The organism is Paenibacillus vandeheii, from assembly GCF_030433635.1.
GTDB lineage: Bacteria > Bacillota > Bacilli > Paenibacillales > Paenibacillaceae > Paenibacillus > Paenibacillus vandeheii.
This window is the reverse complement of sequence record NZ_JAROCD010000010.1, coordinates 298,972-324,525: the sequence shown is the minus strand read 5'-3', so window position 1 is coordinate 324,525 and position 25,554 is coordinate 298,972. Positions and strand designations below refer to the sequence as shown.

The window sequence follows — 25,554 nt, the reverse complement described above, 5'->3', positions numbered from 1 at the left end:
TCATCCCTGTACCCTGTACGCTAAATCTTGCACCTTAATTCTATACGCCTGCATTGTCACTGTATCGCTATATCTATACATTATGTCTGTATTGCCTGATTCCCAAGCCTACAGTCATTCTTATTTTTCAGAACAGCAGTCATAACTCCTGAACTAGTATAGTGTACCACTTCTGCAACGACTCTTCTATGCTTTCCTGAAAAAACCGTTTATCATTTTCATTTCCATTAAACTTTACACTAGACACTCCGATTGCAGTACCATCTTCCGATCGCTCGATAAACGCGTAGCTTATGCTTCCGATGCAGCTTTCCTTCAGAAAGCTTGTAGCTTCGCTTCTTCAGATCGGTTCTGCACTCTTCGTTCCAGTATAAATGTCCAATTTTCTTATATAGAAACCAAATAAACCGGAAGGTCTTATGACCCTCCGGCAACATGCATCTCTGTTATTTCAGCATTTTGCATTATTTAATAAATGTAAATGAGTTCACGGCTTTTTCCAGCGCTGCTGCCTGGACTTCCGTCTTGTTGGCGTCATTCAGCCCACTTGTTATCGTATACGTCGTTCCGTTCTGTTCAAACACAATCTGACGTCCGGTATATGGCACACCATTGTCCACTTCATGATAGATGAAGGAAAACGCAGGCACCCCCGCAAAAGTCATCTCCTCACTGCTAATCAATTTGAAGTTTTTACGTGTTTTGGTTGCTTCCGCATATGCCTCTCGAAGTTGACTGACGGTCATTTCAATGGATTTGTCCTCACTCGCGGCAATGGAGAATTGCCCCCCTGTGAAGGTATACACGACGGGAGAATATTCGAATCGATCATTGTACGGCGTCCAGTAACGTGGAATATCCACACTGTAATGATAACGTTTGGATGTTCGTGTCACGGATTTTGTTTTATCTGTCAAATACGGGTCTTCATCCAGCTGTCCGAAATTATCGGCTACCGTATCAAAATCAATCTCAACACTCTTCATGATACTCTTAAACCATTCCCGGTCCTTCGTCTGCTCCTCAGGGAACGTATACTCTGCATAGTAACGATACCCGTTTTTTTGCAAAAGAACATCGAACTCCGTCTGCCATCCATCGCCAAAGTTATAACGGAATTCATTCACCTCGGCAGTCTCGCCTGATACATCCATCGTATACGAACCGATCGGCTCATAACTTTCAGGCGTGAACGTCTCTCGCATCCACTTATCCAGTTGGCCGCTCCACTCCTGGACTGTCGCACCCTTCGGTGCAGATGTAACACGAAGTTGCAGATATGCACCATCCTTGGCTTCGTAAATCATCTGGGTGTTGTCCATAGACCAGCCTGCTGGAATCTTCAATTCAATGCCATAATCGTCATTCCAGGTAGAGCGCATACCCTCATCCACGGTTGAAAGATCCTTAATCGTACGATCCGACTGAACATACGTAGGTTGGAATGAGTTGAGCAGCGCTGCACGTTTGCCCAGATCCTTGTAATTCAGAGCTCCATAATCCGCGAGGTATACATCATATTGGCGACCATCCTTGATATATTGACGCATTTCCCATAAAACACCGTCCGCATCTTTAACCACTATCCGGGCATAAGGGGTTTTCCCTTTGGCAATCGATTCCCGATCAAGCACTGTATCTCCGGCCTCCTTGGCTTCCTGAACAAGTTGCTGTAACAAATCATCCGAATCCAGATTGACATCCTGGTCACTCACATACACTTCAAGATAATAACTGCTGTCCTCTGCGCCAAAAGTCATCATGCGCTCCTGCTCACCCGTTTGCAGAATCATGAGGTCGGATGGATAATTCATGGACCAGCCATAATAACTGTTACCAATTCTTGTTTTGCCTTCATCCAGATTAATGCTGCCCTCGTCGTCATCCGTTGATCCATCCGTTTGCAATAAACGAATGACCATCTCTCCTGAGCTGCTTGGGGCAAGTGTAGCGCCAATCCCGGCAGCTACCGGGCGGAGTGGCACCATGAGCACCCCATTCATCATTTTTGGGGCTGCGCTCATCTCTTTTTTGACACCATCCACCCAGGCAATCGAACTGCCAATCGTTAAAGTGATGGTATGCGGACCTTCTTTGACTTTGACCACATCATTCTTTTCCAGTCGGATTTCGCTGCCAAAAGCCTTCTTGAATACACCGACGGGAACCATCGTAACCCCTTTGAATTTATATGGTTTAGCAATTGTCTGCTTGCTGCCGTTGATGTAGGCACTCGTACTACCTGCGGTGATCCGCAGCTCGCTTGTCGTAAGATCGGATGCCCATGCAGGCAATGCCGCTCCAATACTCAGCATCCCGGCTAACATACCTGTGCTCAGCACACGTAAAAAAGATTTCTTCATTCCGTTCATTCGTCCTCTCTGGATCCGGATTGCTCGCCGGGCTTTATTGGTCTTCATCTACAGCGAACTGCTCATCTTCATCGTCTTGGATATCCGCTCGATCAGCAAGGACCACCGTACGAGTGACAATATCGCCTTCCGTTTGCATTACCAGTTTGACCTTCTGTCCTGGTACATACTTTTTGAGCAGCTCATTAATATCCACCACAGAGGACACACGTGTGCCTGCCACACTGTATAACACATCCCCCTCTTTGATTTTCGCTTTCTTCGCTTGGGCTGACAATACGCCGGTAATCGTCAAAGGATCATCTGTAGGCAGGCCCACAATCGCTGACCAGCTCTCTTCCAGTTGCAGGCCAAGGCTTGCACGCTTAATTTTCCCGTATTCAAAGAACTGATTGATAATATATTGAACGGTATCTACTGGAATCGAAAATCCCATGCTCTCGATACCCACTGCTGAAAATTTCATAGAGTTAATACCAACGACTTCGCCTTTGAGGTTGACCAGCGGTCCGCCGCTGTTGCCTGGGTTTATGGCGGTATCTGTTTGAATCAATCGATAGGTGGCCTCCACTCCCCGATTAAGACCACTGATTACGCCTACTGTCGCCGAGTTACGTAAAGAGAAGGAGATCGGTGTACCGATAGCAATAACGGTTTCTCCAACGGTTGTCTGTGAAGCTTTGGCGAAGGTCGCCGGCTTAAGAGACTTGGCATTAATTTTGATCAGAGCGATATCGCTTAACGGGTCACTGTATGTTTTGGTGATTTTATATGTATTGCCATCGGTCGTCACAACCAGCGGATTGGTTAACCCATCAACCACATGGGCATTCGTCACAATCCAGCCGTTGGAGCGGATGATCACGCCAGTACCATGAGCTAAATTATAGCGATCGGATGTGACGCCATCCTGTGATTCGGTAGATTTGCCGATGATGCCTACAACAGACGGGGATACTTTTTCAATTACTTTCGGGACTGCTTCACTGCCCTTATACTGAAACGTTCCGGATTTGGCATCATATTGCCCACTTCCTCCGAGTGCTTTGACCAAATCCGTTGAACTAACATATACTTGTCCATCTACCACTTTGGCTTGCATTCCTGATGAAGACTCCGCTGCGCCAGCCGTTGCTGCAACACTGATCGAGAGTACAGCAGCCATCAGCGTGGCTACGCCCTTTTTCCCCAACACTCTCATTCTCTCACCTAACCCTCTCTATATATCTTCCGTTATGCAACCGAACCATATGACTCATTGCTGAATCTCTTTCTCTACCATCTGCAATACCGGTATCCTTCAATTTAACATACAAATTATTCCTGTACAATCGCTTCAAGCCCTATTTTTTAACAGAGAAAACCCGCATATTTCCACACATTCTGTAAACACAAAAAAACACCCTCCTAAACTCCCTTGGAAAGTGTTTGTCTGTTCTTCTATTTGCTGTTTTCAAATAAAGTTCAGCGGTGTCTCTACGAACCAAACCAACCGGTAATCATGGCATAGTCGGTTAACAGAAATACCAGCAGACTGACTACTGCAAATCCGATAGCAAACAAATTTTTCTTCGGTGCTCGAATCAGGCGTACCACTCCGATAAAAATCAGGATCGTAAATAAGATGACAAAAATATCAAACGCATTAAAATTTGAAGTACTCGCCGTGGCAGCTTCTGCAAACAGCATGGATAGACAGACCTCCTCACCATAGTTGAACATGCATTTTGCACAACCCAATCATTGAATTCCAATCAGCAGGATGTAAATTGAAATGAGGCTATCATTTACAGCTTGTATCCAGTACCGATTCAAGTGATGCAAAATACAGAATGCTAACGCATACCCTAATATCTTCCTCTATGTTATCTGTACCCTGCTTGTAATGCAAGCCCTATCATCCAGAAAAATGAAAAAAATCCAGTTTGGCAGTAGATTGATGGAAGGCTTGCTCTATCGCATATGTAAACACTTTCACCCATGTCATATTGAGATTGGCCAAACGCCACAATATCAGAAAACCCTTCTCTTGGGAAGACGAGAACATCAGATGATACATGGATGCCTCACACTTCGCAATAAGAAGGGTTAGGAATATTTTATTCCTATAGCCATACTACATAGCTTTGCAGCTAGTTTGAATGAACCACCACAGATGACTATTCTGAAAAGGTAGATCCATGTCCACTTTCTCAGGATAGCCTTGGGCAGCATTACTCCGTCAATTGTAGCGTCTTGCTTCGTTCTGTATCCCGCTCCAATACTGGCTTCAAGTACTTGCCTGTATAAGAAGCTTCCACTTTAATAATATCCTCTGGCGTACCTGTCGCAACAATGGTTCCACCACCGCTTCCGCCCTCAGGACCCAGATCAATGACATAATCGGCTGTTTTGATTACATCCAGATTATGCTCGATCACCAGTACTGACTCTCCGGAATCCACCAGACGATGCAATACGGTCAGCAGGCGATCAATATCATCGACGTGCAGACCTGTGGTTGGCTCATCCAGAATGTAGATGGTTTTACCCGTACTGCGACGATACAGCTCAGAAGCAAGTTTCACACGTTGTGCTTCACCACCGGACAAGGTTGTTGCAGGCTGCCCAATGTTAATGTAGCCTAGCCCCACGTCAAGCAAGGTTTGCATTTTGCGATGAATTTTAGGGATGTTCTCGAAGAATTGTGTTGCATCCTCTACTGTCATTCCCAGCACATCTGCAATATTTTTATTTTTGTATTTGACTTCAAGGGTTTCGCGATTGTACCGTTTGCCTTTGCAGACCTCGCAAGGGACATAGACATCTGGCAGGAAGTGCATTTCGATCTTGATAATGCCGTCCCCGCGACAAGCTTCACAACGTCCACCTTTAATATTGAAACTGAACCGGCCTTTTTTGTATCCGCGCACTTTGGCTTCATTGGTCTGTGCAAACAGATCACGGATGTCATCAAAGACGCCCGTATAGGTAGCCGGGTTGGAACGTGGTGTGCGTCCGATTGGCGACTGGTCAATATCAATGACCTTATCGATATGCTCCAGACCCCGAATCTCTTTGTGCTGACCTGGACGCACCCGTGCGCGGTTCAAGTCGCGAGCCAGCGTTTTATACAAAATCTCATTAATTAGTGTCGATTTACCTGAGCCGGATACACCCGTTACAGCCGTGAATACACCCACCGGAATTTTTACATTCAGGTTTTTCAGGTTGTTTTCCTTCGCTCCGCGCACTTCCAGCCAGCGGTCCCCGACACTACGGCGCTCGGTACGTACCGGAATAAACTTACGCCCACTCAGATATTGACCTGTTAACGAGTTCTCGTCATTCATGATTTCTTCCGGTGTTCCCTGGGACATCACAGTGCCGCCGTGGATACCTGCACCCGGACCAATATCGATGATATAGTCGGCAGCAAGCATCGTATCTTCATCATGTTCAACCACGATCAGTGTGTTACCGATATCCCGCATATGAGCGAGTGTAGAAATTAGACGATCATTATCCCGTTGATGCAGACCTATACTTGGCTCGTCCAGAATGTACAGTACACCCATCAGACTGGAACCAATTTGTGTCGCTAGCCTGATCCGTTGGGCTTCACCACCGGACAACGTTCCGGCAGCACGGCTAAGGGTCAGATAATCCAGACCTACGTTTACCAGGAAGCCAAGACGGCTGTTGATTTCTTTTAAAATCAGTTTGGCAATGGTTTGCTCTTTTTCACTCAATTGCAGTGAGTCGAAGAAACGACCTGCTTCTCCAATGGACAAGCTTGTCACATACGCCATATTGTGATCGTTAATCGTAACAGCAAGACTCTCACGCTTCAGTCTGTGCCCTTTGCAAGAACCACACGGCTTCGCACTCATATAACCTTCAATGAATTCTCGGATACCTTCGGATGCTGTCTCACGGTAACGACGCTCCAAGTTATTCACAATACCTTCAAAGGTAACCATTGCTTCTTTCCGTTGCCCAAAGTCATTCTCGTACCGGAAACGAACTTTCTCCGTACCTGTACCCTGCAGCAGCTTGTTCATCTGATCTGCAGGAAGATCTTCTACAGGCACATTCTGCGGGATGTTGAAGTGTTCACATACCGACTTCAGGAATTGCGGATAATAGGTGGATGTACCGCCTGTCCATGCATCAAATGCACCCTCTTCAATCGTTTTACTGCGATCCGGTACTAATAGGTCCGGGTCAACGATCATTTTAACGCCCAATCCATCACAATCGGGACAAGCCCCAAATGGACTGTTGAAAGAAAACATCCGTGGCGCCAGCTCTTCAATGCTAAATCCGCACACTGGGCAGGCAAAATTGGAACTGAAACGCAGTTCTTCCTCACCCATAATATCTACCAGCAGCTGTCCACCGGACAGATTTAGTGCAGTCTCAATCGAATCGGCCAAACGTGATTGCACATCTTCCTTAATCACGATCCGGTCAACGACGACTTCAATCGTGTGTTTCTTGTTCTTTTCCAATTGGATATCTTCAGACAGGTCACGTAATTCCCCGTTCACCCGAACACGGACAAAGCCTTGTTTGGAAATATCGGAAAACACACTTTTGTGTTCACCCTTACGGCCTGAAACGATCGGTGCCAAAATCTGCAGCCGGGTCCGTTCAGGATATTGCATCACGCGGTCTACCATCTGCTCTACGGTCTGGGAGGTGATCTCCACGCCATGATCCGGACAATGGGGATGTCCCACACGTGCAAATAACAGACGCAGGTAATCATAGATTTCCGTAACGGTTCCGACGGTAGAACGCGGGTTACGACTTGTCGTTTTCTGATCTATGGAAATAGCCGGCGACAATCCTTCAATGGAATCGACATCCGGTTTCTCCATTTGCCCCAGAAACTGTCGTGCATATGCCGATAATGATTCCACGTAACGTCGTTGTCCTTCGGCATAGATTGTATCAAAAGCCAGCGAGGACTTGCCTGAGCCACTCAGACCAGTCAATACGACAAAACGGTCACGCGGGATGGTGATATCAATGTTTTTGAGGTTATGCGCTCGCGCGCCTTTGATGACAATGTTCTCGCTCGCCAATGGTATTCATCCTCTCAATGTTGTAATGCTTTTCGATCCCTCCCAAACCCTCCCTTCCAAGGGAGGGCCCCAGAGGGCGCAGCCCTCTGGACACCCGAAACAGGCGGTGCGTGGTGAATGGTCGGGTCTTGCTATGTGAATGGTTGTTGTGTGCCCGCAGCTTCGTCCAGGATTCCGGCTCTTGCCGGTATCCTGGACGGCTGCTCTACCACGAGAGGACGCTCACGGCTCCGCCTCGCTCGCGAAAGGTCGCCATTGCCTTCGGCTCGGCTCCCCTTTAACCCGGGACGCTCACGGCTCCGCCTCGTTCGCGGAAGGTCGCCATTGCCTTTGGCTCGGCTCCCCTTCAACACCGGGACGCTCACGGCTCCGCCTCGTTCGCGAAAGGTCGCCATTGCCTTCGGCTCGGCTCCCCTTCAACACCGGAACGCTCACGGCTTCGCTTCGCTCGCGAGAGGTCGCCATTGCCTTCGGCTCGGCTCCCAAGGACACAACTTCCAAATGCTTTCCCTATAAACCTTTTAACCAATTTCAACTTCTCTATCAGTATAGACCTGATTTTATGATTTCAACATGTCTAATTATCGATAGATTACTGATTTCCTTACTCAACAAGAGAACGGCCACGCGGCCGTTCTCTTGTTGAAGATCTATCCTTGCAGCAAATATTCACTATCTGTGCCTCTACTTATCTCTAAACAACCTGCCCTTACGAGCTATTCCGCGCGCAGTTCCAACAATGCATCGCGAAGCTCAGCCGCACGCTCAAACTGCAAGTTTTTGGCTGCATCCTTCATCTCTACCTCGAGGCGTTGAATAAGCGCCTGACGGTCCTTCTTCGACATCTTCTCGGCAGCGCCTGTAAGATAGTCTTTTTTGGATTCCGCAACTTTGGTTGCTTCAATCACATCACGCACTTTTTTCCGAATCGTCTGTGGTGTAATGCCATGCTTTTCGTTATATTCAATCTGGATTGCGCGGCGGCGTTCCGTTTCCTTAATCGCCTTATCCATCGAATCCGTCACTTTGTCACCGTACAGAATAACTCGACCTTCGCTGTTCCGTGCCGCCCGGCCAATTGTTTGGATCAGTGAACGTTCAGAACGCAGGAAGCCTTCCTTGTCGGCATCCAAAATGGCTACCAGAGAAACTTCTGGAAGATCCAGACCTTCCCTCAGCAAGTTGATCCCGATCAGTACATGGAAAACCCCCAGCCTGAGATCACGCAGTATCGCCATACGCTCTAACGTCTTAATCTCGGAGTGCAAATAACGCACCTTGATTCCGATCTCCTTCAGATAATCCGTTAGATCCTCGGACATCTTCTTCGTTAATGTGGTGATCAGGACCCGCTCGTCTTTCGCAATCCGGTCGTTAATCTCGCTGATCAGGTCATCGATCTGACCCTTCGTTGGACGCAGTTCAATAATTGGATCAAGCAGACCGGTTGGACGAATGATCTGTTGTACCATCGTATCCGTATGCTCAATCTCGTAGGGACCCGGTGTTGCAGATACATAGATGATCTGATTCATCTTTCCCTCGAACTCTTCGAATTTGAGCGGACGGTTATCCAGCGCAGATGGCAGACGGAAACCGTGATCCACCAGTACGGTCTTCCGTGCTTGGTCACCGTTATACATCGCACGGATCTGTGGCAGAGTCACGTGGGACTCATCGACCACAATCAACATGTCATCCGGGAAATAGTCCATCAATGTGTACGGTGTATCGCCACGTTCGCGGAACGTCAGTGGTCCGGAATAGTTCTCAATTCCTGAACAGAACCCGACTTCCTTCATCATCTCGATATCGTACCGTGTACGCTGCTCCAGTCGCTGAGCCTCCAGCAATTTACCTTGTTCTCTCAACACTTCGAGGCGCTCTTCCAGTTCACGCTCAATGTTTACCAGCGCGACGCGCATCGTTTCTTCTTGGGTTACGAAGTGAGATGCCGGGAAAATAGCGATATGTTCACGTTCGCCAACCAGTTCTCCGGTTAACACGTCAATCTCCGTAATTTTCTCAATCTCATCCCCGAACAATTCCACCCGAATGGCATGTTCACCCTTTGATGCCGGGAAAATCTCGATAACGTCGCCACGAACGCGGAACGTGCCACGCACAAAGTTAATGTCATTTCGCTGATATTGAATCTCTACCAGACGAGACAAAATCTGATTGCGCGGTTTCTCCATGCCTACCCGCAAGGACAGAAGCATGCTGGAATACGAATGCGGCGAACCCAAACCATAGATGCAGGATACACTCGCTACAATAATGACATCCCTGCGTTCAAACAATGAACTCGTAGCCGCATGGCGCAACTTATCGATCTCTTCATTAATACTTGAATCCTTCTCGATATACGTATCCGAGGAAGGAATATAGGCCTCTGGCTGAAAGTAATCGTAGTAACTGACAAAATACTCAACCATGTTATTTGGAAAAAAGTCTTTGAACTCACTTGCAAGCTGTGCTGCCAGCGTTTTATTGTGGGCAATAACCAGCGTGGGACGTTGCAGCTTGGCAATCGTCTGTGCAATCGTGAATGTCTTACCCGTACCGGTTGCACCCAGCAGCGTCTGGTATCTCTTCCCCTCCTGAACACCCTTCACCAACTCTTCAATGGCTACAGGCTGATCACCTTGGGGAGAAAACTCTGACTCGATTTCGAACGTTTTGTCGCTCATTATAATATCGCTCATTGCCGTATCTCACCCTATCGTCTAAAATAATAGTCACTATATATTGTCGAAGTTCCCCGAATTTACATATGGGAAAACTTATAGTAATAGGAATATTTGTTCCCGTTTAATTATACCAAGTCTATGCAAGTGATGCAATCGCGAAGTAAAGATAGGAGTGGGTTAATTTATGGATATTGCGACACTTATCGGCATTATTGCCGGGATTGCCGCAGTCATTAGTGGTTTTTTATGGGAAGGCGGCCAATTATCCGGTCTGATGCAAAAGACGGCTGCTCTAATTGTATTTGGTGGAACGATTGCTGCAGTCGTTGCCAGTTTCCCTTCACATCGGCTGCGTACGATTCCTGCTGCCCTCCGCATGGCCTTTGGGCGTAATAACAATGACTCAAGCCAGTGGGTTGAAGAACTTGTAGATATGTCTTCAATTGCTCGCCGCTCAGGCGTACTTGCACTGGAACGAAAAGTGATGGACCATCCGCATCCATTTTTGCAAGATGGTATTCAGATGGTTGTCGATGGCACAGATCAGGATGTTGTTCGCCAGATCATGGAGATGGAGATTGATTCCGTCGAACAAAAATATGATGGATATGCCAAAATCTTTGAATCAGCAGGCGGCTATGCTCCAACGATGGGGATCATTGGTACCGTAATGGGACTTATTCAGGTACTTGGCAGTCTGACCGATCCTACAGGACTCGGACCAGCGATTGCTGTTGCCTTTACCGCAACACTGTACGGGGTCGCCAGTGCCAATCTTATCTTTTTACCCATTGCGTCCAAAATTAAATCCCGTGGCGCAGACGAAATTCAGACGATGGAAATGCTGCTCGAAGGAGTACTTTCTATCCAGAACGGGGAGAACCCCCAACTCGTGCGTAAACGGCTGGAGTCCTTCACACTCACTCACCGCCAGATTACACGTCCTTTAGTGAAGGAGGGATTGGATGAGTCGGCGCAGTAAACGGCGCGGAAAACGTGAACCTGGAGATCATCGAGATCGCTGGATGATTACCTATGCCGATCTCATTACCCTGCTGCTGATCTTTTTTGTGATCATGTATGCGATGAGCCATCTGGATTCTGGTAAATACGATGTGGTTACTCAATCGTTGCAAAATACATTTAACCAATCCAATTCCCTGCTTGACCAAGGTGAAGGGATTGCCGGTACAGCGGGACAAGCTATTACCAAAAATCCACCTTCCCAGATTCAGGGAGAAGAACCCGGAGAAGGCGAAGGATCTTCTTCCGGCTCCGAGACAGGTACGTCAGAAGATGATAATCAGCCACTTACGGAGCGGGAAGAGCAATTCAGATCACAGGAACTGGAACTGCAAAATCTCTTCAATGTAATTACTCAGTATATCGAGGACAACAAACTGGAAAATCAGATTTTTGTTGCGGACAAGCCTCAAGGCATCTCCATTACACTCAGTGACCGCTTCCTGTTTGATCAGGGACAAGCAGCCCTCAAAAGCGATGCTGCCCCCACGCTGAGCAAATTAGCAAGCCTGTTCCGTGATCTGAGCACCGTTGTCAGCATTGAAGGCCATACGGATAACGTTCCTGTCGGGGCGAATGCTACCTATAAAGACAATTGGGAGCTTTCCGGTGAACGCGCACTGTCTGTATTGCGATTTTTTATCGACAAAGAAAAGCTTGACCCTGACGGTTTTCAATATGCCGGATACGCTGACACCCGCCCAACTGGGGATAATACCACCGCAGCAGGACGGCAAAAAAATAGACGTGTGGAAATTACCGTCTTGCGTCAACTCCAGCCATAATCGCCAACATTTCGTATGAAACATCCTAGCACTATTATAAAAAGCACGTTTTACTGAATTCGATTCAGCAGAACGTGCTTTTATTTTTACTTCTATCTCCTATTACTAAACAGCAGATCATTTGTTTTCTTCGTTTTATGGTAATGGCACCTGATGGATCACCTTCAACGTACAACCGATTTCATACATTATGCATCCACGCCTGGCTGACTTGGACGAAGAATCGCAGAACCCACCGTCAGCAAGATGGCTGCCATCCCAAACAGAATCAGCAGCGGCAGGGCAATATCCGATAACGTACCGCCAGCGGAGATCGTTTCAACCGCCTGGATCGCCCATTTCTGAGGAACAAAATTAGCGAGTTTCTGCATATAATCCGGCATGATTGACAGTGGCCAGAAACAGCCGCCAATCATACACGTCGGTGTGATGATTAGTGAATTCAGCATGTTTGCATTTTTGGATTCACGAATCAATCCGGCAACCGTACTCGCAATCCCCATCGAAACCAGCATAAACGCGGCCAGGATGAGAAGATGGATACCAAATGGAATTCCCGCATCGTAATGAAGCACCCATCGGCTAATCCCCAGCACTAAGACAATTTGGATCAAACCGATCGCAAAACTTCCCAGAAAATTACCCAGCGCGATTTCATAGGCGTGGACCGGAGCTGTGTAGACTCGTGCCATCGTACGCTGCCTGCGGTCCTCCATTATGACGGCTACTGCACTTGTAAGCAAACCCATCATAAACATGATTGTAAATCCCGTCACATTGTTCAGACCCGGTTTCGGATAAATTTGAAGATCGGTTGCTTCACCCGAAATTTGATGTTTGCTCGTTTCCTGTAGTAACTGTTCAAATTTCTCCTGGTTTAATACAGGATCAGGGGCCGCACCAGCAGGACTACCTGTTGTAGTCAACACTGCTGTTGCAGACTGTTTCAGCCCTGCTGCCAAACCTTCAACCGCGGCTCGTAATGTATAGGAACTTTCACTTACACGGAGTTCTACCAGTTGTACTTTCGTTTGCTTGCCCTGTAGCAGATCATCGGTATAATGCGCCGGAATGATGATGCCGGAACTCCCCTTTTGCTCGGCGATGGCTTCCTTAAGCTCCGCTACATCTTCCATTGGCTTGAGCAGATACTCCTCCTTGCGGGCAAGTTCATCCACAATCATCGCACCTGCCGCACCATGATCCTCGTTTATATAGGGAATGATTACACGCGTTTCATGCTGCCCCCCAAATATCGAAACTGCCCCTGTGACGACTAAACAAGGAAGAAGGAGAAATGTGATGAAGCCCCACTTACGTCCAAGTGTGCGTCTAATCATTAACCAGGCAATATTCAGACTATTCATAGCGGTATCCCGCCTTTCTGTAGATCAATGCCGCAAGTACCAATAATACTGCACCTACCGTACCAAGCATCATGATATTGTACATAATCTGACTTAGTGAAGCATCAAGCATCATTTGCAAAAAACTCTGAAGAGCCCAATGATTTACCGTAAATTCGCTGATCTGCTGTACAAAATCGGACGCTATGGGTGTGAAGCCACCACTGATAAACGTCATCGTAATGATTATGCCTTGTAGAGCAGCACTTGCCGATGCAGCATTTTTGCAGACCAGGGCGACAATCACGCCGAGAGTCATGGAAGCCAGCGTGATCAGCACACAGATCAAAACAAGCAGCCATGGATGTGTACCCCAATTCACGCCGTATAACCAGTGTGTCATCAGTACAATAATAACGGCCTGCATAAAGGCAAGCAGGCTGTTGCCTGCAATTTTCCCTGCAAAGATAACGCCATTGCCTATTGGGGCAGCCTGCAGACGGGTTAACGTTTTTTTATCACGCTCGCCGAAGAGGCTGTTGCTTGTCGTGAGTCCAGAATATAGCATGAACATAGCCAGCATAGAAGCTGCATAATATTGGGAGGCACTGTATGATGTCCCGGCCTTTCCGGGGCTGCTTATAGCAATATAGGAGGAATTGGCAGCATCTGATTCAGAAGAGGAAGCCATGGCAGCGACCACTTCGGGACCAAATACGGTTACCATAGCGACCTGCCTGTTCAGTTCATCCGTAAACCGGGTAAACAATGTTTCACCCACGACATTGAGCGTGCCATCTCTCCCAAGTATCCATTGCAACCTCGCCTCTTCCCCATTCATGATCTGCTCCTCCAGATTGGATGGGACTATTACGGCAAAATCCAGGTCACCACGTCGCAGTGCACTTACAGCCTCTTCTTCCGTAGAAATGTTCTGCACCTTCATCATGTCGGCTACCGCCGGGGATGTCACAAATGTATTCAAAGCTTCGCTGATCGCACCGGAACCGGAATTTTCTTCAGCCTGAATGATTCCTACTCTCACTGGGTCAGGAATTGCTTCTTTTGTCGTGCCCATTGTACTGGAAAGTGCAGTACCCAATATAAAGATTAGCAGCAGCGGCAGAATAAACAGATTCAGCAGAACCGAGCGGATTTTCAGAATCCGTCTCAGCTCAAAGATGCAAATATGCCATATATTCATCTGAGATCCTCCTAGTCCCGAAGCGTACGTCCGGTCAGATTGAGGAACAACGTTTCCAGATCAGGCTCTTCGACCTTGAGCGATTGGATGGAGATTTCATGTTTGCTGCAAATGAAAAGCATATCCTGGAGATCCTGCTGGGCGGATGGCAGCGTAATGGTCAATATATTGTCTGATACTTCTACCGCCCGCACACGGGGGTGAAGCTTTAACTCCTCCACAACAGCGGGACCGACGCCCAAAGTGGTCAGAACGATTTTTTCCTCGGATGCAACCCGTTCTCTCAGCTCTGCTTCGGTGCCGCAGGCAATGATATGTCCCTGATCCATAATCGCTACCCGGTGGCTGATTGCAGCTACTTCCTCCATGTAATGACTTGTATAAATGATGGTTGATCCCATCTGATTAAGCGTGCGGACAGACTCCAAAATATGATTGCGCGATTGCGGGTCAATACCCACTGTCGGTTCATCCATGATGATTAAATCCGGGCGATGCATAATGGCACACGCAATGTTCAGCCTGCGTTTCATCCCGCCAGAGAACGTGGATGGGGCATCCTTCGCTTTGTCCTGCAAACCTACAAATTCGAGGGATTCCTGCACTCTTTCTTTAAGCATCTTTCCACGAAGTCCGTACAACCGGGCAAAAAATGTTACATTCTCCGCAGCGGTCATCGTTTCGTATAAAGCCAGATCCTGTGGTACCAGCCCGATTTTGCGTTTCACTTCAAGCGGCCGTTCCTTGAACGATATGCCATCCAACCGAATTTCACCTTGATCAATCTTTAAAAGACCGGCAATCATGCTAATAGTGGTACTTTTCCCTGCTCCATTGGGTCCAAGCAATCCAAAAATTTCGCCTTTACCGACACTCAGATTTAAATGATCCACCGAGAGCTTGCTGCCGTATCGTTTTACTACATGATCCACCTCAAGCATAGCCATAGATTATACACTCCTCTTCCGTCCAGCTTCTTGCCAAGAATTATATATCTGTATTGTAACGAATTGTGATCTTCTGCGAAGGTACGAAAGGTCATGAAACAAAGGTGACTTAAGTCATCTTCGGATGGGGAAACTGCCTATGATATAATCGACATAGATTACCGGAAGGTATACCTTCACTTCTAAAATAAAGGATGTCTCTGACATATGCCGATGCGGTTGTTGCAGTACGGTTTACTTCTAGTTCCCTCGGTCCTGTATATTCTGGTGCTGCCCCTGGAACAAGAAGATATCTATACGCTGTATATTATCATTGCACTTGGACTCGCGGTGTGGAAGGACTTCACCCGTTCAGGTATGCAGCGTTTGCTGCTTGTGGCCGAAATCCTTTTCAGCTGCTGGCTGATTGCTCTATATGGCCCATTTATGTTTTTCCTCTCCTTATCTGCGCTTTATGTGTACATGTACAGACTGGATGGGGCCCAGCGCTGGTTAATGCTCGTAATTCAGCTTATCGCCAGCAATATCGCGTTACATTGGTATTACGCTCCACCACAGGGGCTTCATGCATGGCTTATACTTCACACAAACACTGCCTTTCCTTTTACCTTCACCCAAGAGACAATGGCTCGGGTTGCAGGTAACTTGCTCCTGCTCATCACCGCAACACTCTCTTGGCAAGGGTCTAGAACTGTGAGCAGCCGGGAACAGCTTGAACAGGTGTATGATGAGCTGCGCAGTAAACATTACGAGCTTCAGGACGCACGAGAGCAATTGCTGCAATTCACGAAGCAACTTGAAGGAGCTGCACAGGTTGAGGAGCGTACCCGAATATCCCGGCAGCTTCATGATGACATTGGTCACCGCCTGATTCGCACCAAAATGATGTCTGACGCAGCCCTTCTGACCCTCCCTATACATCCGGAACAGGGCACGGAAATGGTGAGACAGATTCGGGATCAATTGGCCGCCAGTATGGATGACATGCGAACCACGCTCCACAAATTGCGGCCAAACTCTTATATATCCGATGCCTACGCCCTAGATCGTCTGCTGGAAGACGTTGGCCGGGAAACGGGTGTGAAGACGCGTTACGAAGTGCGTGGGCATTCACATGTACTCTATCCCAGCATACAGATCGTCTTGTACAAAAATGCCAAAGAGACCCTGACCAATGCCCTCCGTCATGGAAATGCCACTACGATTACGGTGGAATTGGAATTTGGAGAAGGAGAGATCTGTATGTCTATCAGCAATGATGGGAAGGGAAATCCCCTTTCCGCGAAGGTACAAACAAAAGGAAGCCATGGATCTCTTGCTAACCCGAGTGTAAAAGCAGCGTTTACAGGGCTCGGCATGGGGCTTGAAGGAATGCGTCTACGCACGCAGTTGGTTGGAGGGAAACTGGAAATCAAGTCGGACTATCCCTATACGGTGATTACACGTCTGCCCATAACGAACAAAGCTGAACTGATCTGAAAAAGGAAGTGATTTGCTCATGTCTGACCTGAATGAATTAAATAACTCGGGCCATTCTGTCCAACCTCAGTCCATTCGGCTGATCCTTGCAGATGATGATTCCTTTATCCGTGAAAGTCTTAAAGTCCTGCTCGGACTCGATCCCGGTATTATCGTTACAGGTACAGCTTCAAACGGACGAGAAGCTCTCGAACTGCTGGAGTCAGGAACACCTGCCGACGTTGTACTTATGGATATTCGCATGCCCGATGGTGACGGAGTCGAAGGTACCCGAATCGTTAAGACACGCTTCCCTGACGTGCGTGTACTGATGCTTACCACGTTTGACGATGATGAGTATATTATTCAGGCTTTGCAAAACGGGGCCAGCGGTTATTTGCTCAAAAATGTGCCACCTGACCGAATCATTCAAGGCATCAAGACTGTACATAACGGGGATATGTTGATTCATCCTGATATTGCTCGTAAGCTCGCGACTCTGCTCCGCCCTGCTGCGTCGGCTCAGACCCATGAACCCATTGACTCTTACGGCCTAACTCGTATGGAACTAGCTGTTGCAGAGGCTATCTCGGAAGGACTGTCTAATAAAGAAATCGCTGCAAAGCTATTTCTGAGCGAAGGTACGGTCAAAAACTATGTTACTGATATTCTCGGCAAGCTTAGTTTGCGTGATCGGACTCAAATCGCCATTTTCATGTTGAAAAATAAGTAGCAAAAAGGGTATCTCCCCTGCCTGATTAGGCGGAGGAAATACCCTTTAATTATTACATCTCTATCGACCTTTGCTCTCCCACAGGAGCTGGCGGCAGTGCCAGTGGAGCTTCAACCTCATGCTTGTCTTTCCGACGTCTTGCAAACAACTTGAGAGTTACAATATGAAACAGGGTTAGCGGACGCAACCGGAGCGCCCAGGCTTCATGATTGTCCGGAGCCATGAGGACGCCAAGTTGATGATGCTCGCCTTCATAGATCGCTCGTTGCATGAACTTGCTCTCTCCCTGATGATTGCGTACCTCCAGCTTGCAAAAAGCCGGATTCATGCGCAAGGCGCGATGTAATTGCTCAGGCGAATGTACCAGCACGCCATTCACCTTGTACAGGGTCTCCCCTGCTTCAATCCCCAGGTCTTCTGCAGGACTATCGGGAATGACACCCAGCACCTTCAAGCCGTGCTCAGGGTGAACAAACAGTGGGCTGCGGTTTTGTTCTTCGAAACCACTATACCACACCAGGAACTCATGTCCAATGAAAGCAGCCAAGGCTGCAACAATCATGAGTGGAGACCACCACGCAGCCAGAAGGCTGAGCACAAGCAGCCCTGTCCCATATAACAGCAATCGCTTTGCGGAAATCTGAACTTTTTTTCCCGGGAGCATACTTTGAGTAACTTCTCCGAATCCAAGCATAATCGGCAGTGCAACCAGCATGTAGCCATTTCCTCCGCTGATTAAGGCGGTCCATGGTAATGCTGCCCCGCCCGTAACCGGAACAAGAATCAGTAACGGAATCGGCCAGAAATGCTGCAACTGGTATCCTCCAACGAGCTTGCCGCGTTTACCTTCAAAGAGCAAAGGCGATGCCATGGATACCCCTTGCATACGTACCATCAGTGCTTCACCGATATGTAATACAGCTGCGAGCACAAGAAGTGCAGGCATATCCAGCTCACGTAAGGCTTCAGTGATAGTTCCTATCCATCCTACGGGCTGCCAGCCCGAAGCCATATTTAAACCAAACTGCAACACACCAAGCAAACCTGCAGCATAAGCAAAACATAAGTATCGGATACGGAATAAGGCCAGAAATAACGTTGCTGCCCATATACAGATGAGGCTGCCCAGTGTAAGATGTGCCCCGAGAAACAGCGACACGATGGAGACCATTACACCGATCAGAATACCTCCAAGCACTGCACGAATAGTCTGTGTTATCGAGCTTTGCAGACGAACGTGAAACAATTTACGTTCCTGCAATAGTTGACGATGATAAACTAGCGCAATCAAGATTACCGCAATATAATAAAACGGCTGAATAAACAACTGCAACAATGCTTCCCCTAATGTAGTTAACCATGGCCAAGCCCATTCCATTGTGGATGGTCACTCCTCTCCTTCAGCCGGTTCAGAAAAAAAGAAGGCTGAAAATCAGCCTTCTTTATGGTTTCGACACAGCGGATGAAATATCCTTTGAGACATTTTCAATCGCGCGCTTCAGCTGTGCATCATATTGAGGATTGGCAATGCGTTCAATCAGAGCCGCTTCCAGTGATTCCGCGGTTTTCTCGTCAATCTGGCCTGTTGCCTGAATGCCTTTTTGTTTCTGGAATGCTTTGACCGCTTCTTCCGTCTTCTGGTCATAGTATCCGTCCACACGATCCGGCTTGAAGTCAAGTCCTCTCAGCATCGTCTGCGCACTTTTCACATCCGTGCTATTGCTGTCGTATTTCAAAGGTAATTTTTCTTTATTGATTGGTGCCACCGAGAAGTAATCCGGCTGGTTCACCGCAATATCCGGTTTGATGCCTTTTTCATGAATCCAGTCACCATTCGGAGTCAGCCATTTCGCGATGGTGATTTTCAGCAAGCTGCCATCACCCATCTGCTTATCATAACTCGTCTGTACGGTTCCTTTACCAAAGGAGTTTTCTCCAACCAACGTTGCGCCTGCCGACTGTTGCAATGCACCAGCCAAAATTTCTGACGCACTCGCGCTGCCCTTGTTCATCAAAACCGTAATTGGATAGGATTTACCTGATCCGTTTGATTTGCTTTGTTCCTTTTTACCGTTCTTGTCTTCGACTTGAACAATAACCTTGCCTTTTGGAACAAATTGTTCTGCAATATCAATAACGACCTGCAAAACACCACCCGGGTCATTCCGTACATCAATGATCAGGCCCTTCATGTTCTGCTTCTCCAGCTTCGCCAGTTCTTCCTTAAAGCGATCGCCAGTATTCAGCGAGAATTGAGTGATGCTAATCACACCAACACCGTTATCCTCCATGTGGGCGTAGACCGTTTCCAAATCAATATCAGCACGCACGATGACAAATTCAATTAGCTCGGAAGATCCGGCACGTTTAACCTGCACCTTCGCTTCACTGCCTTTTGGACCTCTGATTTTGTTAACGGCTTTGTTCAGTTCCAAACCTTGCAGGGATTCACCATTCACGGACATGATCATGTCTTTCGCACGAATACCCGCTTTTTCGGCAGGTGATCCTTTGATCGGCGATACCACGACGACATTCCCGTCTTGAGAGGATACCTCTGCACCGATTCCGGTAAACGAACCTTCAATCGACTCCTCGAACTGGGCTGCTGTTTCCTGTCCCATATAGTTGGAGTACGGATCACCAAGGGATTCCATCATGCCGTTGATCGCACCATCAATGAGTTTGGTTCGATCCACGTCTTTATAATAGTTGCTTGAGATCAAATCCATCGCGGTTTCAATCTTCTTTAAATCGTTCTTCTGCTGTGCCGTGCCAGTTACACTGGCAAGCAATCCTTCACCAGGTGCCGTCTTTGCTAGGCCTGGGGAACTCATTAGCACCAGCGTAAGCAGGCTGCCTCCAAGAAGGGCTACAATGACAAGCAGCAGGGCCGATCTTTTCTTCATCATCCGTTTGTCACCGCCTTTAGTATTGAAGCGTGTCAAATTCAATTGTTCCGTAAAACATTCCCTGAACATGCCAGCTTAGTATATGCCTAGCTTGTACGGAATATGTTTATTCCATTCCCTTGCAGTCCATCTATTATAGATAATTCATTGGGTTGACTGCCGTACCATTATCCCGAACTTCAAAGTGCAAGTGAGGTCCTGTAGAGTTGCCAGTATTGCCTGATTCGGCAATAAGATCGCCTTTGCTGACCGTATCTCCCTTGCTCACCTTAAATCCGCCTTCACGCAGGTGACCATACAATGTCCAAAGACCGCCACCATGGTCTACAATAACGGTATAGCCGTATCCAGTGTACCACTCAGCCATGATTACGATACCGCCTGATGCAGCATGAACTGAGGTACCCACAGGAACAGCGAAATCAACACCATTATGCATTTTTCCCACTTCCCCCGTAATAGGGTGTGTACGGCGACCGAATGGAGAAGAAATACGTCCACCGGATACAGGTCTGGAGAAAATGCCATTACCCGCTGAATACGTGGTCTCACTGGTCTCACTGCTGCCTGTGCTGACCTTGGTCGGCGCCTTCGCAGCTGCCGCCGCACGTGCAGCTGCTGCAGCTTTTGCTTTGGCGGCCGCGGCCGCTTGCTGTTCACGCAATTTATTTTTCTCTTGGAGAAGGGCTGAACGCTTGCTTGCAATCTGCATCAATACGTCTTCCTGTTCTTGCGTCAGCTCTTCCGATTCTTCAATTTTAGCATCATAGGAAGCGAGAAGCACTTGCTTCTCCTGTTCCTTCTCGTTCAATTGGGACTTGCGCTGTTTCTTCTGCGCATACAGACTCTTAGCTTCTGCATATTGCACGTCCAGTTCTGCCTTTTTGTCCACAACGAGCTGCTTGTCCTTTTTGTGTTCATCCAGCAGATGCTGATCCTGATCCACAATCGTTTTCAATGAATCGGCACGAGTCAGGAAATCAGTGAAGCTTGTTGAAGTTAACAACACATCGAGATATGAAACGGCACCGTCTGTATACATCAGCCGTACACGAGATTCAAGCAATTTCTCTCTTGCAACGATACGTTCTTCTGCGGCTTGCAGATCTTTTTTCGTTGTCCGGAGATCCTCTTCCGTATTTTCAATCTGCAAGGATACGTTTGCCAGCTCATCACTAACCACATTGATCTGCTCCATGACCACTTTCAAGTAAGCATTGGTCTTGTTCTTGTAATGTTGGGCTTCCTTTTTGTTGCTGGCAGCCTTTTGCTGCTCCTTTTTGGCCGAAGCCGCCTTGCTCTCCAGTTGCTGAATCTGCTGATCAATGTCGCTAATGCTACTCTTGGCATATCCGTCAGAAGGTTGAAGCGTCAAACTGGCCAATAACGTTAAAGCCAGCAGCGAAGCTGTTTTTTTCAAAATGTGATCCCCCATCCTATGATTTCACAAGAAAGCAACCTGCACAGGTGGTGAACAGCATGTTCTTTGCTTTCTTTACACTTAAAGACTCCGTCTTTACTACATATCGTCAAACAGCGTTCTGTTGTGAACCTGCTTTGCCATTCTTTTTCGATTAAACGTTAAGAGACTTGCGGATGGACAATGTACTTCCCAAAATACCAACCAGCACACCAAGTCCAATCAAGAGTGTTCCAAACAGCAGCCAAATATCGCCGAGTGGAATCAGATTAAGCATCTGCATGAATACATCCTGACCAATTGTTGCCATCAGTCGGCTGTAGCCGAAGAATAGTACCGCTACCGTAATCGCCGAACCGATCAATCCAATCAATGCCCCTTCAACAAAGAAAGGCCAGCGAATGAACGTGTTGGTGGCTCCAACCAGTTTCATAATACCAATCTCCCGGCGCCGGGCCAGAATCGTTACGCGAATCGTATTCGAGATCAGGAACATGGACATCAAACCCAGTCCCCCGACAAAAATAAATCCGATATTCCGAACAAGTTTCGTAAATTTGAACAACACTTCCACCGTTTCTTTGCCGTAGTTCACTTTCATGATCGGCTTCTCCGGGTGTTTATCGTTCAATGCTTCGATTTTTTGCGCCACAAAAGTGACGGTTTCCGGTTCAATGACCTCTACTTCAATCGTCTCCGGCAGTGGATTGTTATCCACATCGAAACCGCTCAGCACGTTGTCTGCACTTGCTCCCAGACGTTCACGGAACTCCTTGAGTCCTTCTTCTTTGGAGACAAAACGAATTTCACTGACTTCAGGCATGGCACTGATTTCCTGCTCGAGCGTGTTACGCAGGTTCTCATCCACGTTCAGTTCGAGATACGTACTGATCTCGACCTGGCTGTCCACCTGGTTGGCCATGGAATTCACGTTGAGCACCAGCAGCATGAACACACCCAGAATAAGCAGTGACACGATAATGGACATGATGGAGGCTACGGACATCCAGCCGTTGCGGAATACATTTTTGAATCCCTCCCGCAAATGGCGCAAGAGAGTACTAAAATTCATATCCGTATTCCCCTCTCATCTGATCCCGTACAATCTGTCCGCGCTCAATCGCAATAACCCGTTTACGCATCGTATTCACGATATCTTTGTTGTGGGTCGCCATCACAATGGTTGTCCCGCGAAAATTAATTTCATCCAGCAGCTGCATGATGCCCCATGACGTCTCCGGATCAAGGTTCCCCGTAGGCTCGTCCGCGATAATAACAGACGGATTGTTCACGATGGCACGTGCGATGGCAATACGCTGCTGTTCCCCACCCGATAACTGCGAAGGTTCACGGTTCGCCTTGCTGCGCAGTCCTACCAGATCAAGCACTTCCATCACTCGCTTCTTGATGTGACGCTTCGGCGCTTCGATAACTTCCATGGCAAATGCCACATTCTCAAATGCGGTCATGCGTGGCAGCAACCTGAAATCCTGGAACACAACGCCGATATTCCGGCGTACATAAGGAATTTTGCGTGGCTTTAACTTCCCGATATTAAATCCGTTAATGGATATTTGTCCTTTGGTCGGAACTTCTTCACGGTACATCAATTTCATAAATGTCGATTTGCCTGCGCCGGACGGACCGACGATATAGACAAATTCATTGCGGTCGATCTTCACCGACACCCCTTGTAATGCGTGGGTACCATTGGCGTAGGTCTTCCACACGTCCTGCATTTCTATCACATCATCACTTCCCGTTGCATAGTTAGCCATTATCATTTCGACACAATCCCGGCATTTCCTTTAAAAAGACCTGAATTTCATCAGGAGAAATCCATTTCGCCCTATTTTCGATGGTGAAGCTTGGATTCATATGAGTTTTATTGTAACAAATTTGTTACCTATTGAGTACCCGAAAGTTTTCCATCATAGGATCATATATATGGAAAGTGTTACGAATTGCGGAACAACAGAAGTACAAAGGAGTGTACGGATATGAAAAAAATACATTTGACGGTCATTATTCTGTTCTCTATCCTCTTGATCGGTTCCGCGTCCTATGGATTGCTGTATATGTACGTGAACCAGCCTGCTCTACCGAAAGATGTGCGTGTTGGGGAATGGTCGTTGGAAGGTATGAATCGCAAGGAGGTGCAGCAAGCACTGGATGCGCGATTGAAACAACTGAAGGAGTGGCCAGTTACTCTTGAGGTGGACGATCCGGCAGCCAAAATGATGACGTTCACCGCCGCCCAGACGGGTGCAAATTACAGCGCTGACGACTTCCGGGCTGCCGTACAGCAGCTGGACGAAGGCAATCTGTGGGAGCGCGCTTACGCCCGATATCATTTCACCAAGGAATGGTCCCTGAAGCTGACGTATAATTCAAAATCACTGCAAGAACAACTTAATCCTGCCTGGGAAAAGGAAACCTTCGGTTCACCTGCGGACGCTATCCGCCGCATTACCGCAAGTGATCAAGTTCAATACATCCCGGAAAAGGGCGTCCGCCGAATCGCCTGGGATGAACTCGGGAACCTGATGCAGGCTAAACTGCACCGGGATTTCGCTGCACTGGATCATGATGTGAAGCCGAACCCTCTACTGATTCAGCTGCCACTTTATACGCTGCAACCTGAAGTGACCCTTAAATCGCTGCGCCAGGAGGGAATTGATCGAAAAATCATTCAGTTCTCCACTGGCCTCGGAAACAGTAGTGAAGGCCGGATACATAACGTTAGCGCAGCAGCGCAAGCGGTTAACGGCTTGATTCTACCGCCAAATGGTACATTTGATTATGAGAAGGTCATCCGTAAAGCCGAAGAAGACTACGGTTTCCGGGAAGCCCCGGTCATCGTAAACGGGCAGCTGACCCCTGGCATTGGAGGCGGCATCTGCCAGGTGTCGAGTACAGTCTATAATGCAGCTCTCTTAACCGGACTGGACATTGTAGAGCGTCGCAATCACTCCCTGCCCGTCAAATATTTGCCAAAGGGACTCGATGCCACGTTCGCCTCAGGTTCGATCAATTTTCGGTTCAAAAACAATACCGGTAAGTCCCTGCTCATTCTTGCCAAAGTAGAGGGCGGGAGGTTAACAGTTAAATTTTTCGGCACCTTCCCGGAAAACGTCAGTTATGCACTGGAATCCCGTACGATTGAGACGTTAAGTGTTCCCGTGAAATATGTATCGAGCAATGTGCTGCCTGACGGTGCCCAGCAGGTGCTCCAGAATGGTCAGCCCGGATATATTGTGGAGACACTGCGCACCAAAAGGGTGGATGGCAAAGTCGTCGAATCCAAAACCATTACACGTGATACGTACAAAGCCCAGAACCGCCTGATTGCCCGCTCTGGTCATACCAACCTCCCTGATCCCAAGGAGCCTTCTGTTGTAGAGGATGGGATCAGCGACACGAAGCAGCCTTAAACTTTCTCCCACTGGAGGGCCACTACACATACACATGGATAGGTCCAACTCAGCAAAATAATAACAAACAGAAAAAGACACATCTCCCGTTCCCATACTGGGGCTCCTAAGAGATGTGTCTTAATTAGTTCTATAGATTGTTCTACAGATTCATA

General features: G+C 47.7%; 19 protein-coding genes. 5 read left to right on the top strand and 14 right to left on the bottom strand.

Going from position 1 to position 25,554, the window contains the following annotated elements:
• Positions 1 to 464: 464 nt before the first annotated feature.
• From P5G61_RS21245 to uvrB, 6 genes are all read right to left on the bottom strand, one after another.
• A complete protein-coding gene (locus P5G61_RS21245) occupies positions 465 to 2,363 on the bottom strand; it encodes a stalk domain-containing protein (RefSeq protein ID WP_363325758.1) in 1,899 nt (632 codons plus the stop codon).
• 43 nt (positions 2,364 to 2,406) lie between these two features.
• On the bottom strand, positions 2,407 to 3,573 hold the full coding sequence (locus tag P5G61_RS21240; RefSeq protein WP_301248400.1) for a S1C family serine protease: 1,167 nt from the start codon (positions 3,571 to 3,573) through the stop codon (positions 2,407 to 2,409).
• A 275-nt stretch (positions 3,574 to 3,848) separates the two neighbouring features.
• Positions 3,849 to 4,061 carry a hypothetical protein gene (locus tag P5G61_RS21235; protein WP_024631564.1) on the bottom strand — a complete coding sequence of 71 codons (213 nt, stop codon included), beginning with the start codon at positions 4,059 to 4,061 and terminating at the stop codon, positions 3,849 to 3,851.
• Between the two features lie 524 nt (positions 4,062 to 4,585).
• Positions 4,586 to 7,444, bottom strand: a complete 2,859-nt coding sequence (gene uvrA / locus P5G61_RS21230) for an excinuclease ABC subunit UvrA (RefSeq protein ID WP_301248398.1) — start codon at positions 7,442 to 7,444, stop codon at positions 4,586 to 4,588.
• Between the two features lie 131 nt (positions 7,445 to 7,575).
• On the bottom strand, positions 7,576 to 7,839 hold the full coding sequence (locus P5G61_RS21225) for a hypothetical protein (protein WP_301248396.1): 264 nt from the start codon (positions 7,837 to 7,839) through the stop codon (positions 7,576 to 7,578).
• A gap of 321 nt (positions 7,840 to 8,160) precedes the next feature.
• Entirely contained in the window at positions 8,161 to 10,152 is a 1,992-nt protein-coding gene (gene uvrB / locus P5G61_RS21220; RefSeq protein ID WP_301248394.1) for an excinuclease ABC subunit UvrB, read from the bottom strand.
• A gap of 169 nt (positions 10,153 to 10,321) precedes the next feature.
• On the opposite strand from uvrB, the gene P5G61_RS21215 reads away from it, so the two are divergent.
• Positions 10,322 to 11,119: a flagellar motor protein gene (locus tag P5G61_RS21215; protein ID WP_301248393.1), complete on the top strand. Its 798-nt coding sequence runs from the start codon at positions 10,322 to 10,324 to the stop codon at positions 11,117 to 11,119.
• Positions 11,103 to 11,945, top strand: coding sequence for a flagellar motor protein MotB (locus P5G61_RS21210; protein ID WP_079350024.1), 843 nt, complete (start codon positions 11,103 to 11,105; stop codon positions 11,943 to 11,945). Before P5G61_RS21215 ends, P5G61_RS21210 begins: the two co-directional genes overlap by 17 nt.
• Before the next feature lie 188 nt (positions 11,946 to 12,133).
• Here the strand turns inward: P5G61_RS21210 and P5G61_RS21205 are convergent, their stop codons facing one another.
• The 3 genes from P5G61_RS21205 to P5G61_RS21195 are packed head-to-tail and all read right to left on the bottom strand — an operon-like array spanning position 12,134 to position 15,442.
• A complete protein-coding gene (locus P5G61_RS21205; RefSeq protein ID WP_301248391.1) occupies positions 12,134 to 13,312 on the bottom strand; it encodes an ABC transporter permease in 1,179 nt (392 codons plus the stop codon).
• A complete protein-coding gene (locus P5G61_RS21200; protein WP_301248389.1) occupies positions 13,305 to 14,495 on the bottom strand; it encodes an ABC transporter permease in 1,191 nt (396 codons plus the stop codon). Before P5G61_RS21200 ends, P5G61_RS21205 begins: the two co-directional genes overlap by 8 nt.
• An 11-nt stretch (positions 14,496 to 14,506) precedes the next feature.
• A complete protein-coding gene (locus P5G61_RS21195; protein ID WP_301248387.1) occupies positions 14,507 to 15,442 on the bottom strand; it encodes an ABC transporter ATP-binding protein in 936 nt (311 codons plus the stop codon).
• Positions 15,443 to 15,649: 207 nt separating this feature from the next.
• On the opposite strand from P5G61_RS21195, the gene P5G61_RS21190 reads away from it, so the two are divergent.
• Together P5G61_RS21190 and P5G61_RS21185 are read left to right on the top strand one after the other, a co-directional pair.
• On the top strand, positions 15,650 to 16,921 hold the full coding sequence (locus P5G61_RS21190; protein WP_301248386.1) for a sensor histidine kinase: 1,272 nt from the start codon (positions 15,650 to 15,652) through the stop codon (positions 16,919 to 16,921).
• Positions 16,922 to 16,940: 19 nt separating this feature from the next.
• Entirely contained in the window at positions 16,941 to 17,633 is a 693-nt protein-coding gene (locus tag P5G61_RS21185) for a response regulator (RefSeq protein ID WP_301248385.1), read from the top strand.
• 52 nt (positions 17,634 to 17,685) lie between these two features.
• On the opposite strand, the gene P5G61_RS21180 is transcribed toward P5G61_RS21185, so the two are convergent.
• The 5 genes from P5G61_RS21180 to ftsE all read right to left on the bottom strand — a co-directional run bounded on the left by P5G61_RS21180 (position 17,686) and on the right by ftsE (position 23,713).
• Entirely contained in the window at positions 17,686 to 19,011 is a 1,326-nt protein-coding gene (locus P5G61_RS21180; protein WP_301248384.1) for a PDZ domain-containing protein, read from the bottom strand.
• Between the two features lie 64 nt (positions 19,012 to 19,075).
• Positions 19,076 to 20,545: a S41 family peptidase gene (locus P5G61_RS21175; protein WP_079350383.1), complete on the bottom strand. Its 1,470-nt coding sequence runs from the start codon at positions 20,543 to 20,545 to the stop codon at positions 19,076 to 19,078.
• A 133-nt stretch (positions 20,546 to 20,678) separates the two neighbouring features.
• Positions 20,679 to 21,965, bottom strand: a complete 1,287-nt coding sequence (locus P5G61_RS21170; protein ID WP_301248382.1) for a murein hydrolase activator EnvC family protein — start codon at positions 21,963 to 21,965, stop codon at positions 20,679 to 20,681.
• 154 nt (positions 21,966 to 22,119) lie between these two features.
• Entirely contained in the window at positions 22,120 to 23,037 is a 918-nt protein-coding gene (ftsX, locus tag P5G61_RS21165) for a permease-like cell division protein FtsX (protein WP_079350381.1), read from the bottom strand.
• Positions 23,027 to 23,713 (bottom strand): cell division ATP-binding protein FtsE, encoded by a 687-nt coding sequence (gene ftsE, locus P5G61_RS21160; protein ID WP_024631580.1) that lies wholly within the window; start codon positions 23,711 to 23,713, stop codon positions 23,027 to 23,029. Before ftsE ends, ftsX begins: the two co-directional genes overlap by 11 nt.
• A gap of 252 nt (positions 23,714 to 23,965) precedes the next feature.
• Here ftsE and P5G61_RS21155 point away from each other — a divergent pair, with 252 nt between their 5' ends.
• Positions 23,966 to 25,399 (top strand): VanW family protein, encoded by a 1,434-nt coding sequence (locus tag P5G61_RS21155; protein ID WP_301248380.1) that lies wholly within the window; start codon positions 23,966 to 23,968, stop codon positions 25,397 to 25,399.
• Positions 25,400 to 25,554: the final 155 nt, after the last annotated feature.

Bases quoted from the DNA above. Each gene is read 5' to 3' on its own strand.
- P5G61_RS21190 (WP_301248386.1), top strand. From the start codon at position 15,650: ATGCCGATGCGGTTGTTGCAGTACGGTTTACTTCTAGTTCCCTCGGTC.
- P5G61_RS21180 (WP_301248384.1), bottom strand. From the start codon at position 19,011: ATGGAATGGGCTTGGCCATGGTTAACTACATTAGGGGAAGCATTGTTG.
- P5G61_RS21185 (WP_301248385.1), top strand. From the start codon at position 16,941: ATGTCTGACCTGAATGAATTAAATAACTCGGGCCATTCTGTCCAACCT.
- P5G61_RS21195 (WP_301248387.1), bottom strand. From the start codon at position 15,442: ATGGCTATGCTTGAGGTGGATCATGTAGTAAAACGATACGGCAGCAAG.
- uvrB (WP_301248394.1), bottom strand. From the start codon at position 10,152: ATGAGCGATATTATAATGAGCGACAAAACGTTCGAAATCGAGTCAGAG.
- P5G61_RS21215 (WP_301248393.1), top strand. From the start codon at position 10,322: ATGGATATTGCGACACTTATCGGCATTATTGCCGGGATTGCCGCAGTC.
- P5G61_RS21245 (WP_363325758.1), bottom strand. From the start codon at position 2,363: ATGAAGAAATCTTTTTTACGTGTGCTGAGCACAGGTATGTTAGCCGGG.
- ftsX (WP_079350381.1), bottom strand. From the start codon at position 23,037: ATGAATTTTAGTACTCTCTTGCGCCATTTGCGGGAGGGATTCAAAAAT.
- P5G61_RS21210 (WP_079350024.1), top strand. From the start codon at position 11,103: ATGAGTCGGCGCAGTAAACGGCGCGGAAAACGTGAACCTGGAGATCAT.
- P5G61_RS21235 (WP_024631564.1), bottom strand. From the start codon at position 4,061: ATGCTGTTTGCAGAAGCTGCCACGGCGAGTACTTCAAATTTTAATGCG.
- P5G61_RS21205 (WP_301248391.1), bottom strand. From the start codon at position 13,312: ATGAATAGTCTGAATATTGCCTGGTTAATGATTAGACGCACACTTGGA.
- P5G61_RS21200 (WP_301248389.1), bottom strand. From the start codon at position 14,495: ATGAATATATGGCATATTTGCATCTTTGAGCTGAGACGGATTCTGAAA.
- P5G61_RS21240 (WP_301248400.1), bottom strand. From the start codon at position 3,573: ATGAGAGTGTTGGGGAAAAAGGGCGTAGCCACGCTGATGGCTGCTGTA.
- P5G61_RS21175 (WP_079350383.1), bottom strand. From the start codon at position 20,545: ATGATGAAGAAAAGATCGGCCCTGCTGCTTGTCATTGTAGCCCTTCTT.
- P5G61_RS21225 (WP_301248396.1), bottom strand. From the start codon at position 7,839: ATGGCGACCTTTCGCGAACGAGGCGGAGCCGTGAGCGTCCCGGTGTTG.
- P5G61_RS21155 (WP_301248380.1), top strand. From the start codon at position 23,966: ATGAAAAAAATACATTTGACGGTCATTATTCTGTTCTCTATCCTCTTG.